The organism is Psychromonas sp., from assembly GCF_983033635.1.
Genome location: NZ_CEZLMY010000003.1, coordinates 30,546 through 44,047 on the forward strand (window position 1 = coordinate 30,546; position 13,502 = coordinate 44,047).

The window sequence follows — 13,502 nt, forward strand, 5'->3', positions numbered from 1 at the left end:
TATTTACATGTAGTTTATTTTTATGAAACAAATAACTTGCAGCAATTACATGATTAATAGAGAATAAATTTACACGTGAATTATTACATTGATCATTCACCATTATTTATTTGTTAGTGTGCTCACTTGATAGCCTGTTGTTAGCAAAAAATAAATTTAATAATATATTTGTAGAGGATTTAAGTTGGCCACGATTAAAGATGTTTCCGAACTTGCGCAAATTTCTCAAGCAACAGTTTCACGAGTCATAAATAACCATCCTAGTGTCACAGAAAAAACTAGAGAAAAGGTGTTTAAGGCGATTAAGGAGTTAGGTTACAAGCCGAACTCATCTGCACAATCCCTTGCTTCCAATCGTTCGAATAGTATTGGCATGCTTGTTGATATTCTAGCAGGGCCTTACTTTTCTACATTGATGAGCGGAGCTGAAGAGACTGCTCGGAATGATAATTTTCATTTAATCACGACCAGTGGAAAACTATCAAGGGAAGGTGAGCTTGATGCCATTAGTTTCCTGAAATCGAAGCAGGTTGACGGCCTTCTTATACATACTGGTAAGTTATTAGATGATGATATACTTAAAATAGTCCGTGAAATTCCTGCTACCGTTCTTCTTAACCATTATATTCCTGAAATTGCTGAAAACTGCATCGGTTTGGATGATGAATTAGGTGGTTACCTTGCAACTAAACATTTACTTGAAAATGGCCATACAAAGATAGGCTGTATTACCGGTCAAATGGATAAACAAGTCAGTCGAAATAGGTTTCAAGGCTACCGCAAGGCATTAATTGAATTTGGTATTCCTTATGATGATAACTTTGTTGTGGAGGGGCGTTTTGATATGCATAATCACCACACTGCGCCAAGAAGATTGCTGGATCGCAACACACCAATTACGGCCATTTTCTGTTTAAACGATCCTATTGCCTGGGGGCTTTATGATGTATTAAATGAGAGAAATATTACTATCGGTGATGATATCTCTGTGATCGGTTTTGACAATAATATGCATGGGCCTCATCTTAACCCAAAACTAACCTCAGTTAATTTCCCAACAGAAGAAATGGGCGCAGAGGCTGTCAAAAAAATACTGTCACTACTCAATAAAACTGATTACCCCGTGCAACATAAGCTAGTACCAGAGGTAGTGATCAGAGATTCGGTTAAGAAAATAAATTAGTCGAAACATTTTGGCGAGATGCGAGCCTTGATCATAAATGCGAGTTACCGATTGATTTTCGGCGTCATATTTTGAGAATCGCATTTCCGTCTTCAATATTTTCATGCAGTAGTGGTTTTCGAACTGAGTGCCTCTCGGGTAGTTAAAGTCGCCATTTATCGAACTGCTGATTTTGCACTTTCAGTAGATGTTATAAAAGTAAAAGGCTGGACAGCCACTTTTATTTGCTAAATAAAGCCAAGGTTCAAGGAATTAATTATCTGTTAGTGTCTGTGCGAAATTGAAAAGTTTCCAGCAATGGCGCAATTGATAGCACAATTCCCGTAAATATTTAGCTTATACGCTATGCCCCCTTTACATCAAGAGCAAGCGGTTGATGAAGCTCTGCTGCTTGAATATGCGCAACATAAAAAAGTTGTCGCACTTGGTGAAACAGGATTAGATTTTTTCTCCTCTCCTGACAATAAAGCGCAGCAGATAGCCTCTTTCCGTGTACAAATTCGCGTTGCTAAACAGGTTAATAAGCCATTGATTGTGGATACGCGTGATGTCGCCAAGTTTGTCGCTAATTTAAAAGGAGTGTCGTTAGAGGAGTTGGCGAAAGTCACTACAGATAACTTCTTTAAATTGTTTGCCCACGCCAAAAAGTAATCTAAGTTGCAAAGGTACACAAAGCGAGTTGCAACTATTTTTAAATCATCCCAAAAAGGAAGAGTAGCCGAAGCTACTCTTAATTTATTTTTGTCCGTAATAGTTGCTCAGCTATAATATATCTATTTAACTAATAGATACCGTGCGTCATTATATTTCATCTGAATTAGTAGCTTTATCCAGTGACGGGTTAGTCGTTGAATATAACTCGGATGATCTAATATCAATCATTTCAAACTGTTTTTTAGCTAAAGCTGCAAGCATATCGCGAGTGACAAGCGTAATTCCTTTATCAGAAACACGAAAGCCGTTTGCTATATCCTGCTCTTTATCATAACCAATGGTTAAGCCTGCTGGGATCTTACATTTACTATCGACAATAACACGGCGTAATTTACAGTGCTGACCAACATCGCTACCGTGCATTAAGACCGATTGCTCAATAACACTGTAAGAGTGTGTATGAACATTTGAGAATAACAATGACTTACGAATTGTTGAACCCGAAATGATACAACCGCAGGAAATCGTTGAGTCAACAGCCATTCCACGACGTTGCTCATTGTCAAAAATAAATTTAGCGGGCGGAAGCTGTTCTTGATATGTATAAATCGGCCAGGATTTATCATACAAATCGAGTTGCGGTTCAGGGGCAACTAGCTCCATATTTGCTTCCCAAAATGAATCTATTGTGCCTACATCTCGCCAATAGGGTTGATTTTCACTATCTGGATCTTTAAAAGAAAAGGCAAAAATATTATGCTTTTCGATGATTGATGGAATAATATCATGGCCAAAATCACGGCTGGAGCCTTCTTTCGTATAATCGCTTAACAGCTGTTCGAATAAAAATTCAGTATTAAAAACATAATTACCCATCGAAGCTAAACACTGCACCGGCTTGCCTGGTATTTCATTGGGCTGTGCTGGTTTTTCACCAAATGCGATAACTTTATTGTCACTGTTTACAGTCATCACACCAAAGCTGCCTGCGGCTTCTTCCGTTGGAACTTCAAGACAACATACTGTCATATCTGCATTGTTTTTTACATGCTCTGCTATCAGAACACCATAATCCATGCGATACACATGATCGCCAGATAAAATCAAAATATATTTAGGACGCTCAGCACGAATAATATCCATGTTTTGAAAAACAGCATCAGCAGTACCCACATACCAGTCATCACTATTACGTTGCGATGCCGGCAGTATTTCCACAAATTCTGATAAATTAGCCTTAAAACTTCCCCAACCGCGGTTAATATGGCGGATTAATGAGTGTGATTTGTATTGAGTTGCAATACCCACGCGTTGAACACCTGAGTTGACACAGTTTGATAATGGAAAGTCGATAATACGGAATTTACCGCCAAAATATACAGCGGGTTTAGCACGCCAATTCGTTAACTCGAACAATCGACTACCGCGACCGCCAGCTAAAATTAATGCATAAGTATTCTTAGTAAGGTTACTAATATGCTTATCATTATCGTGCGACATAAATGAATCTCCATCTGTTTTGAAAATGAAATAGTATTTTCTGTACCTATAAAGGAATAGGATTTTATTTGTGAATGGATAAATAGCCATGTATTTAACAACGGATTGTGAAGTGGTAGACGACAATAAAATATTTATTGGCAACAATGACCAATAAAGAAACAGATCTAATTAAGCGCAGTAAGTAAATCTGAAATTTATCCTTAGTAACTACTAACCCAAAACAGTGCCGTTTCGCTACATTGTTCATTCTAATCTGGCTATCGAGGTTTCACTTGCTAACGTTATTGTGCAGCGTAATTGATTTGTTAATCGGTTATAAAAATTGAATTGTAAATTAAGGTGTTGAAAGTCGTATCTGGCATTAGCGTGCAGTGTTCTGCTTCGGAAAGGAGCAAAGCGACTTAAAAATATTGTTATTTAATCTAACCCATTAATTTTAATCTGCACCATGCAAATGATTTGGATATATTCACCTAATTAGTGAGATCGAGCTTGCATAACTTGAGCGTACAAAAAACAAACTTAAAATATCTAACTAAGCTCAAATAAGTAATTGCAGGTTGATTTACAATCACTTTTTGCATTGTTGTATACATTGGAAAATATCACTTTCAGGTTTCGTTTTTTGCGGAAGGAGTAAAAAATAACACCTCGATTTTCCTGTGATGTGCCATCTGGCTTACGTACCCGGTGTGGTGCAACAGTTGATGTTAGCGACCTTGAAGCGTTAATGCCTTGGTTAGATTGGGCTTATCATCAAGTGAAGTAATTACTAGCTGTAACAAACGTTAGATTCAGCTCTTTTTTCAACGTTAAATACTGGAATTAATATGTTTCAAATTAGAACTTACAATCAAATCGCCAGCATCGGCTTGGATAATTTTAGTCATGATAACTATGAAGTGGCAAGTGCGCTTAATGAGCCTGATGCCATTATTTTACGTAGTTTTAAACTGCATAATGAGCCTTTGGCTGATTCAGTCAAAGCAATTGCTCGCGCAGGGGCTGGGGTTAATAATGTCCCGGTGGAAAAATGCTCGGAGAAGGGCATTGTGGTATTTAATACGCCAGGTGCTAATGCTAACGCAGTTAAAGAGTTGGTACTGTCTGCTATGTTGCTTTGTTCGCGAGATGCGATTGCAGGCATTAACCATTGTCGTGGTTTGGTGGATATCTCTGAACAGGAGATGGGGCCGGCGCTTGAAGAAGCTAAAAAACACTTTAAGGGCCATGAAATTGTTGGCAAAACGCTTGGGGTAATTGGTTTGGGCGCAATTGGTGCGAGTGTCGCCAATATGGGAGTTGATTTGGGGATGAATGTGGTCGGTTTTGATCCCGCTATTTCAATTGAGGCGGCTTGGCGTTTATCCAGCAAAATTGAGAAGATGGAAAACTTGCACTCCTTGATGGCGCGTTGTGATTATATTACCTTGCATGTGCCTGCGATTGATGCCACTCAAAATATGATCAACAGTGATGCATTAGCATATCTTAAACAAGATGCCTGCCTGCTTAACTTTGCCCGTGGTGAAATTACTGATTCAGATGCGGTGATAGCCGCGCTTGATGGTGGTAAGTTGCATCGGTTTGCCACTGATTTCCCTACGCCTGCAATGATTTCACGTAACGATGTGATCCCTATGCCTCATCTTGGCGCAAGTACAGAAGAAGCGGAAGATAATTGCGCGATCATGGCCTGTAATCAATTAATCGATTTTTTAGAAAATGGTAATATTATAAATTCAGTTAATTTTCCTTCCATTAGTCTTGAACGAAGCACTCCTTATCGCATCACTTTTGTAAATGAAAATGTTGCTGGTGTCTTAGGGCATGTTCTAACTGTTTTGGCGGATATGGAAATTAATGTCGCTGATATGATGAATAAAAGTCGTAGCAATATTGCTTATAATATTATTGATCTGGAAAGCGGGGCTTGTGAGGAGCTGTTGGCGGCAATAGGTAAAATTGAACATGTAATTGCTGTTCGTGCGTTGTAAAAACCTCAACTCGGGAATAAGCAAATCGATACAGTGCAGCTACTTTCACCTGTTTCTGCATTAAATCAGCTACCAATAGACAGCTATTGCTACGCTGATTTGCCTTGAACTACACAAAATTATCAACACTGTATGCTATAAAAATTTAACTCCATGATATAAAATAATATTGCGCTTTCATTATCCCGAGCTGAGGTTAAAAAGTAAGTGATAAGGCCCTTGGTTTTATAAACTCGGGCCTGATTTTTAGTTTTCGCATAGTCTGACTTCCAATTGGCCTGTTTTATTGCTAAAAGTTTTGCTTGTTCCGCCTTTTTCCCTGCTTAAACTGAGCGCTTAATTATTGGCATTGATCTAAACAGTTGGGATATATTATCAACTATTAACTAAACTATTTTTTATCTCACTAATCGAGCAAATAATGGAAGTCGAACTACTAGAAATTCAAGATTTTATTAGCCAATACGCCCCTTTTGATCAACTTCCAGAAGAAGCATTACTTGAAGTTGTACAAAGTGTAGAGATCTCTTATTACCGGGCTGATAGCACCATTATTGACTTTGGTGATAAAATTCAAGAACTGTATATGATACGCAGTGGTGTGGTGGAGATATATCGCCGTAATGGTGATCTTTATAATCGCCTCGACCAGGGTAAATTATTCGGGCAAATGGGGTTGCTAACCAGCAATAAAGTGCGTTTTCCTGCCAAAGCAGTAAAAGATACGCTTTTATATTGTATTCCCGAGTCTATCTTTAATGATTTATGTGAGCGTTATGAGGATTTCGCTGATTTTGTTGAGGTCGAAGACAGCACCCGTTTAAAACAAGCGGTAGAAAGTAAAAGTGATGATGCCAATGCGCTGACGACTTCCAAAGTTAAAACACTGCTGACCCGGGAGCCGCTGATACTTGCCAACAGCAGCTCCATTCGGTCTGTTGCGCAAATAATGGCGGAAGAGAATGTCTCCGCAGCACTGATTAATGATCCTGATATAGACGATGAGCAGGGTAACAGTTTCGTTGGTATTATTACTGAACACGACCTCTGTGCTAAAGTAATTGCATCCGGATTAAATGTTGATAATCCCGTTTCACAAGTGATGTCGACCGAGTTGATCTCACTGGATCATAATGCTTATATCTTTGAAGCGATGCTGATTATGCTTCGTTATAATGTTCATCATCTGCCTATCCTTAAAAATAAACAGCCCATTGGTCTGATTGAAGTTTCAGATATTATCCGCTACGAATCGCAGAATAGTTTGTTATTTGTAAGCAGTATTTTCCAGCAGCAAAGCACTGAGGATTTAGTCATTCTTTCTGCGCAGTTAAAAAACTGTTTTGTACGCATGGTTAATGAAGATGCCAATTCGCACATGGTCGGACGTGCTATGTCTGAAATTGGCCGCAGTTTTAAACAGCGTTTATTAGAATTGGCTGAAGAGAAGCTAGGCCCACCTCCTGTCCCTTACTGCTTTTTAGCGCTTGGCTCAATGGCACGAGATGAGCAGCTGATAGTTACCGATCAGGATAATGCAATTATTCTCGATAACAGTTATCAGGTCAGTAAACATGGTGATTATTTTGCGAAATTAGCCAGCTTTGTTTGTGACGGACTGGCGGCGTGCGGTTACCGTTACTGCACCGGTGATATTATGGCAACCAATCCCGAGTATCGTAAAACGCAATCACAGTGGGAAGATTGTTTTACAGACTGGATAGATAATCCCAACCCGCAGGCTTTATTAAACAGCTCGATTTTCTTTGATCTTACAGGTGTATATGGCCGTGTTAAATGGGCTGAGCAGTTAAATGCGTTTATCCTGCGCAGAGCCAAGAAAAATAATCGCTTTTTAGCCTGTTTGGCTCGCAATGCGCTTAACCGTAAACCACCATTGGGATTCTTTAAAGATTTCGTGATGGAAAAAGACGGCCGTCATAATAACTCGATTAATTTAAAGCGTCGTGGTACAGCACCGCTTGCGGATCTTATTCGCGTGCATTCACTCGCCATTGGTTCTCAATCACAAAATTCATTTGACCGCTTAGAAGATATCATCGAAGCAGGCATTCTGCCAAAATCCAAAGGAGCAGATCTGCAGCATGCCATGGAACTTATCTCTCTGGTACGCCTGCGCCATCAGGCATTAGATATTGAGTCGGAAATTGAGCCTGATAATAATATAGAGCCTGAAAAGATGTCTGATTTTGAAAGGCGCAATCTTAAAGATGCCTTTTTAGTTTTGAGCAATGCACAAAACTTTTTAAAATATCGTTACAGTGCCAGCAAACTTTAAAGGTTAATAAATGCATAATTTCACCAATAAAGAGATCTTAAACTGGGCTGCTTTCCTGCAGTTAAAGGCGCGGGAAAGTAAGGATCTGCGTTTGCAGAACTTCTATAACACCGGGACTTATAATGATGAAACTAAATTAAGTGATATTGATTTTGTAGCACTTGATTTTGAAACAACAGGCTTAGACTCAGAGCAAAACAGCATCATCAGTATTGGCCTGGTTCCCTTTAATTTACAACGTGTTTTTTGCAGGAAAGCCAAAAGCTGGTATATCAATCCACAAGATAATTTGAAAGAAGACTCGATTATTATTCATGGTATCACCCACTCTGACTTGAAAGACGCACCTGATTTACGGCGTATTCTGGAGGGGCTTTTAGACGAGCTTGCAGGAAAAGTGGTCGTCGTTCACTATCGTCGCATTGAACGGGATTTTTTCGATCGAAATTTACGCGCACTGATTAATGAAGGTATTGTCTTTCCGGTTATCGATACTATGCAGATTGAGGCCGATATACAGCAGACACAGTCGCAGGGGATCATTAACTGGCTTAAGGGAAAGCGGCCTGAATCAATCCGTCTTGCCAATAGTCGTATGCGTTACAACTTACCCACTTATCAACCTCATGATGCTTTAACTGATGCCATTGCAACCGCGGAGTTATTACAGGCGCAGATTAGACATCATTTCAGCCCGGACACTGCGATCAAAAAATTGTGGCTATGATGAAATAAGAAAACAAAAAAGCCGATTGATTATTAATCAATCGGCTTTTAATTCGTATAAACCTATCGTTTATTAAACCTATCGTTTATTAAACCTATCGTTTATTAAACCTATTTTCTATGCTTCTCTGTTCGCATGCCCATTATTAAGCTTACACACATTATTAATAAAATAATGGTAAAGGGCAGCCCAGTTGAAATAGCACCAGCCTGCAGTGCCTGAATCGCCTCGGTTCCACCAACCCACAATAAAACAGCAGCAATTGCTCCTTCGGTTGAGGCCCAAAAAATACGCTGCGGAATAGGCGCATCAACTTTACCGCCTGCGGTAATACTATCGATTACCAGTGAGCCGGAATCTGAAGAGGTGATAAAGAAAACCAGCACCAGTAATACAGCAAGCATTGATAATAGACTACCAAATGGTAATGCATCAAACATCTGGAACATGGCAAGAGGGACTTCCGTCAAACCTTCACTCCCTAATGTACCGACGTTATTAACAACCTGGTCAATCGCTACACCGCCAAATACAGACATCCATAAGATGGTCACTGCCGTTGGTATAATCAAGACTGCGGTAAGAAATTCACGCACAGTACGCCCTCGTGAGATACGAGCAATAAACATACCCACAAATGGTGACCATGAAATCCACCATGCCCAGTAAAAGACTGTCCAGCCCTGCATCCATGCTTCATCTTCACGACCGATTGGATTACTTAAAGGGATAATATTTTCAATATAACCCATAACCGTTGTAGGAATGGTCCCCATAGAAATAGCGAAAGTAACCAATGCAACAAACACGACTAATGCAAGAGCAAGTAACATATTGATATTACTAAGCACTTTAACACCACCTTCAATGCCGCGCACCACAGAAACAACAGCCAGCATAGTGACAACCACAATAATGGTTATTTGCAAGGAGAGATCGGCATCAATACCAAATACATGCTGAAACCCACTTGCCGCTTGTTGTGCGCCTAAGCCGAGTGATGTCGCAAGACCAAACAGGGTTGCCAATACTGCAAAAATATCAACGATATGCCCTGCCCATCCCCAGGTACGATCGCCCAGAATAGGGTAAAAAATAGAACGTATTGAAAGTGGTAAGCCTTTGTTATAGGCAAAAAATGCTAAGGATAAAGCAACCACACCATAAATAGCCCAAGGGTGTAGTCCCCAGTGGAACATCGTTGCTCCGAGCGCAAGTTGAATCGCTTCTGGCGTATTAGCAGTTACATTAAGCGGCGTTTCATACCAGCCGGTATAATACGCAACAGGCTCTGCGACCCCCCAAAACATTAAACCAATTCCCATACCGGCAGCAAACAGCATCGCTATCCAGGAAAGCGTTGAATAATCAGGTTTTGCATCATCGCCGCCTAAGCGAATTTTACCGTAAGGCGATACAACTAATGCCAAACAGAAGATCACAAAAATATTTGCCGACCACATAAACAAGCTGTCAAATGTGCCTATAATCTGCCATTTCAAACCATCTAAAAATGCTTTAGATGCTGCTGGTTCAGCCAACAAAATTGCAATTAAAAAAATGCCGATTAAACCAGCGCTGATTCCAAACACAGGGTTATGTACATCAAAGCCCCATTTTTGAACGTTATCCTGCCCGACAGTATAATCTGTATTATCTATACTGTATTTATCCTTATTTACACTCATGAACCCTCATTTAGAGCAATCTAGCTCTGTTTTTGTGTATTTATAGCCAAATTACTTAAAGATGCAGGAGTCAGCATCTCCAAGTAGTATAGCTATCAGTCACAAAAGATCTTAACAAATACAGCTGTAAGTTTCAGATAAATTAATTAAACAGTTATTTTATTAGATTAAATTTGCGCGGATATGATTATATTTTTGTAAGTGAAAGTCCTTGTTAGTTTGTTGTATTACCGCTCAATAAGTAGGGAGGAGAATGCGGAAAACACAGGACCAAGAAAGAGTATTAATTACAAGATATCCTTTGAGATCTATAATGAAATAGGTGCTGCACTTCCAAGTTGAACGCGGCAATTCAACCGGCAAAGATCAACAGACCCTAAGGAGTATTGCGCTTTCATTATCCCGAGCTGAGGTTATATAAAAAATGAGACTACCCAAAACATATTTCACTAATGATGTTCTTGAAATTGCTCCTGATTTGTTGGGAAAAAAGCTGGTGCGGATTTTTGAGGATGGGAGCAGAAAAGAATACTTCATAACAGAAACTGAAGCATATCGCGGAGAAGAAGATTTAGCGTGTCATGCTAGTAAAGGTCGAACAGCAAGAACAGAGGTGATGTTTCATGAAGGCGGGGTTGCATATGTATACCTGATTTATGGTATGTACTGGATTCTTAATATTGTAACCGGACAAAATGATCATCCCCAAGCTGTATTGATTCGAGGGTTGAAGGAGGTAAACGGCCCCGGCAGAGTGGGTAAACAATTACAATTGGATAAATCCTTTTACGGAGAAGATATTACTCAATCCAATCGAATATGGATTGAAAATGGAGTTGAGGTTGTCAACTATAGTAGAAGTAAACGCGTGGGGATTGATTATGCAGGAGAAGTGTGGATAAATAAATTATGGCGCTTTGTATTAGACGATTGCACTAACAGCCTACTGTAATTTTGAGTAATAGTTGTTTTTTACCTTTCCAATTGAAAACTTGTCTGGCGATAATAATGGTAGATATCTAAGATAGTTTTCTTGCAGGCAAGTAATAGCAGATGAGTTACTGGTGATAATTATCTGGAATCTTTATGCCTGCGGGAAGATCATCATACAATGTCGGATCAACAGGGGTGTCAGCTTCTTTAAGTTCATCAGCTGTTAACTCAATAGGGCGTATTTGTGAATCATCTTTATCTATCCAGTCACAGTCACCAAAAAGATCTAGCAACTCCTTTTCATCTTCAGCGGTCAATGATTCAAAGTCATCCATAATGCAGGCTCTCCTATTCAGGTTTTAAAGAGTGATTGATTTTTCTGTTTAAAATCAAGATCACTGGCATATTTGTTTGCGTGATTTTGAATCTATACCCATGTTACTTCAAGATGAGTCCTGAGAAAGCACCTTGAGGCATCATGGCTATAATAACTTTAAGTTCGATCAGAAAAGCTAATCAATTGCAGCCAATGTTGCCACCAGTAACTGCCAATACTTATCAACACTTGGGATATGTACTTTTTCATCAGGGCTGTGTGGAAATTTAATGGTCGGGCCAAATGAGACCATATCCCAGTGAGGGTATTTATCACTGAACAAACCACACTCTAACCCCGCATGAATCACCATAGTTTCTGGTTTTTTAGCAAACAACCTGCTGTATTGTTCTTCCATTATTTTATAAATAGCTGAATTTGGGTTTGGTTTCCAACCCGGGTAGTTGCCATCCTGGCGAACTACTGCGTTATGATTTTGGAAGTGCAAAGTTATTTTTTCTGCGCTGCTGTGCTTTTCTTCCTCAATTTGTGAACGCACTAAAACTTGAATATCAAAGCTTGTTTGTTCGCCTTTGTTCTGGGTGATTACACCTAAGTTACTTGAGGTCTGTACCACATTGGAAAAGTTTTCATCCATGGTAAATACGCCATTATCACAATTGTTCAGGCTATTTAATAAACTAGTTTGGCTTTGATTGGTTAAAATAGAACTAGGTAAATCACATGATTTAACAGAGAGCTGTATATTTTCTTCAATATTATTGAATTTATTAGCAAGATCTAAATGCAGGTTGTTGATGATTATGTTCAAACTATTTTGATACTGCTGATCACAAACAATCACAGCACGTGCTTCACGTGGAATTGCATTACGTAAACTGCCACCTTCAAAACAGGCGAGATGAAAAGGGATCGCATCCAAGTTATGTAATACGCCCGCTAATACTTTTATTGCATTGGCACGTTCTAAATTGATATCACAGCCGGAATGTCCCCCTTTTAAACCACTAAGCGATATTTCATAAGCACTATCAGCGGGCTCGCTTTCCATTTTTTCATAAGCCAGGTTGATATTGACATTGATGCCGCCGGCGCAGCCAACGTAAAGCTCTCCTTCCTGTTCTGAATCGGTATTAATTAGGATTTTGCCCTGCAGTGAATCTGCCTGCAGGCCAAAAGCCCCGGTCATGCCCGTTTCTTCATCAGTGGTTAACAGTACTTCAAGTGGACCATGTACAATTGTGTTGTCAGCTAGTACAGCTAAGCAAGAGGCCATACCAATACCATTATCTGCACCAAGTGTTGTATTATCTGCATGCAGCCACTCACCATCGATAACAGTTGTGATCGGGTCAGTTAAAAAGTCATGTGTAGTTTGGCTGTTTTTTTGCGGTACCATATCCAGGTGAGCTTGTAGGATTACTGGCGTTTTATGCTCATATCCTGTACTGGCTGGTTTACGCAAGATTAAATTACCTGTTTTATCCTGAATGCAGGAAATGTTTTTTTCTTTAGCCCAGTTAAGAATCCAAACAACTAATTGCTGTTCATGTTTAGAGGGATGGGGAATGGCGCAGATATTTAGAAAATACGACCACAGTGAAGCTGCTTTAGTTGATTGCAATTGTTGCATAGTTAGACCTCTGTTAGCCGGAAAAATCAATAACCCCAAATTTAGTTGGTGTTTAGATAAGAGATTTCAGGGTATGATTAATTTGATTTAGATCAATGATTGAGCATTGTTAACTTATAAGGAATTTACAGTGTCAGAAGAAAATTTTAAAGACCCATATTCAATTCACCATTTTTTAGGCCTTGTGGTTGTGATGCTTCTCCCAACTTTACCTGCGACACTGACTTTAATTAAAGTACTTTCATAATTAGTAATCTGCAATATAAATGGCTAATTTATTAGCCATTTATCTTCTTTTTAAAGTTTCTTTTATATATAACCTCAACTCGGGATAAGCAAATCGATACAGCGCAGCTATTTTCGTGTATTTCTGCGTTAAATCAGCTACCAATAACCAGATTAAAGAGTATTGCGCTTTCATTATCCCTAGCAGAGGTTAAATATTTTCGTTATCTAACCTTTTTTACAAATAATAAAAATTTGATTGGTTAATTGTGCGGAAGATCTATAAACTGTCGCGAATTTGCCAAAATTTATGAATACCTGGT

The 13,502-nt window shown here is 39.3% G+C and carries 10 protein-coding genes; 6 read left to right on the top strand and 4 right to left on the bottom strand.

The features are described 5' to 3' along the window. The first annotated feature begins 184 nt into the window (after positions 1–184). Both AC4GME_RS00905 and AC4GME_RS00910 read left to right on the top strand, forming a co-directional pair. Positions 185–1,183, top strand: a complete 999-nt coding sequence (locus AC4GME_RS00905) for a LacI family DNA-binding transcriptional regulator (RefSeq protein ID WP_490378242.1) — start codon at positions 185–187, stop codon at positions 1,181–1,183. A gap of 345 nt (positions 1,184–1,528) precedes the next feature. After that, positions 1,529–1,834, top strand: coding sequence for a TatD family hydrolase (locus tag AC4GME_RS00910; RefSeq protein WP_490378243.1), 306 nt, complete (start codon positions 1,529–1,531; stop codon positions 1,832–1,834). 150 nt (positions 1,835–1,984) lie between these two features. Here AC4GME_RS00910 and glgC read toward each other — a convergent pair whose 3' ends face one another. Continuing rightward, on the bottom strand, positions 1,985–3,337 hold the full coding sequence (gene glgC, locus AC4GME_RS00915; protein WP_490378897.1) for a glucose-1-phosphate adenylyltransferase: 1,353 nt from the start codon (positions 3,335–3,337) through the stop codon (positions 1,985–1,987). Between the two features lie 833 nt (positions 3,338–4,170). Here glgC and AC4GME_RS00920 point away from each other — a divergent pair. The 3 genes from AC4GME_RS00920 to AC4GME_RS00930 all read left to right on the top strand — a co-directional run bounded on the left by AC4GME_RS00920 (position 4,171) and on the right by AC4GME_RS00930 (position 8,363). Further along, positions 4,171–5,337, top strand: a complete 1,167-nt coding sequence (locus tag AC4GME_RS00920) for a phosphoglycerate dehydrogenase (protein ID WP_490378245.1) — start codon at positions 4,171–4,173, stop codon at positions 5,335–5,337. Positions 5,338–5,758: 421 nt separating this feature from the next. Continuing rightward, complete coding sequence (locus AC4GME_RS00925; protein WP_490378659.1) at positions 5,759–7,636, top strand: DUF294 nucleotidyltransferase-like domain-containing protein; 1,878 nt, start codon at positions 5,759–5,761, stop codon at positions 7,634–7,636. A gap of 10 nt (positions 7,637–7,646) precedes the next feature. Next, the gene (locus AC4GME_RS00930) at positions 7,647–8,363 is read left to right on the top strand and encodes a 3'-5' exonuclease (RefSeq protein ID WP_490378660.1); all 717 of its coding nucleotides are present in this window, start codon (positions 7,647–7,649) and stop codon (positions 8,361–8,363) included. Between the two features lie 110 nt (positions 8,364–8,473). Here AC4GME_RS00930 and AC4GME_RS00935 read toward each other — a convergent pair whose 3' ends face one another. Further along, entirely contained in the window at positions 8,474–10,051 is a 1,578-nt protein-coding gene (locus AC4GME_RS00935; protein ID WP_490378898.1) for a BCCT family transporter, read from the bottom strand. A gap of 424 nt (positions 10,052–10,475) precedes the next feature. Between AC4GME_RS00935 and AC4GME_RS00940 the strand changes: the two genes are divergently transcribed. Continuing rightward, positions 10,476–11,003, top strand: coding sequence for a DNA-3-methyladenine glycosylase (locus AC4GME_RS00940; protein ID WP_490377935.1), 528 nt, complete (start codon positions 10,476–10,478; stop codon positions 11,001–11,003). Between the two features lie 106 nt (positions 11,004–11,109). On the opposite strand, the gene AC4GME_RS00945 is transcribed toward AC4GME_RS00940, so the two are convergent. Further along, the gene (locus AC4GME_RS00945) at positions 11,110–11,319 is read right to left on the bottom strand and encodes a hypothetical protein (RefSeq protein ID WP_490377934.1); all 210 of its coding nucleotides are present in this window, start codon (positions 11,317–11,319) and stop codon (positions 11,110–11,112) included. Positions 11,320–11,496: 177 nt separating this feature from the next. Next, on the bottom strand, positions 11,497–12,954 hold the full coding sequence (locus tag AC4GME_RS00950) for an aminoacyl-histidine dipeptidase (RefSeq protein WP_490378899.1): 1,458 nt from the start codon (positions 12,952–12,954) through the stop codon (positions 11,497–11,499). Positions 12,955–13,502 lie beyond the last annotated feature (548 nt).

Excerpts from the sequence above, each read along its gene's own strand:
- AC4GME_RS00910 (WP_490378243.1), top strand. The coding sequence starts at position 1,529 with ATGCCCCCTTTACATCAAGAGCAAGCGGTTGATGAAGCTCTGCTGCTT.
- glgC (WP_490378897.1), bottom strand. The coding sequence starts at position 3,337 with ATGTCGCACGATAATGATAAGCATATTAGTAACCTTACTAAGAATACT.
- AC4GME_RS00920 (WP_490378245.1), top strand. The coding sequence starts at position 4,171 with ATGTTTCAAATTAGAACTTACAATCAAATCGCCAGCATCGGCTTGGAT.
- AC4GME_RS00925 (WP_490378659.1), top strand. The coding sequence starts at position 5,759 with ATGGAAGTCGAACTACTAGAAATTCAAGATTTTATTAGCCAATACGCC.
- AC4GME_RS00930 (WP_490378660.1), top strand. The coding sequence starts at position 7,647 with ATGCATAATTTCACCAATAAAGAGATCTTAAACTGGGCTGCTTTCCTG.
- AC4GME_RS00935 (WP_490378898.1), bottom strand. The coding sequence starts at position 10,051 with ATGAGTGTAAATAAGGATAAATACAGTATAGATAATACAGATTATACT.
- AC4GME_RS00940 (WP_490377935.1), top strand. The coding sequence starts at position 10,476 with ATGAGACTACCCAAAACATATTTCACTAATGATGTTCTTGAAATTGCT.
- AC4GME_RS00945 (WP_490377934.1), bottom strand. The coding sequence starts at position 11,319 with ATGGATGACTTTGAATCATTGACCGCTGAAGATGAAAAGGAGTTGCTA.
- AC4GME_RS00950 (WP_490378899.1), bottom strand. The coding sequence starts at position 12,954 with ATGCAACAATTGCAATCAACTAAAGCAGCTTCACTGTGGTCGTATTTT.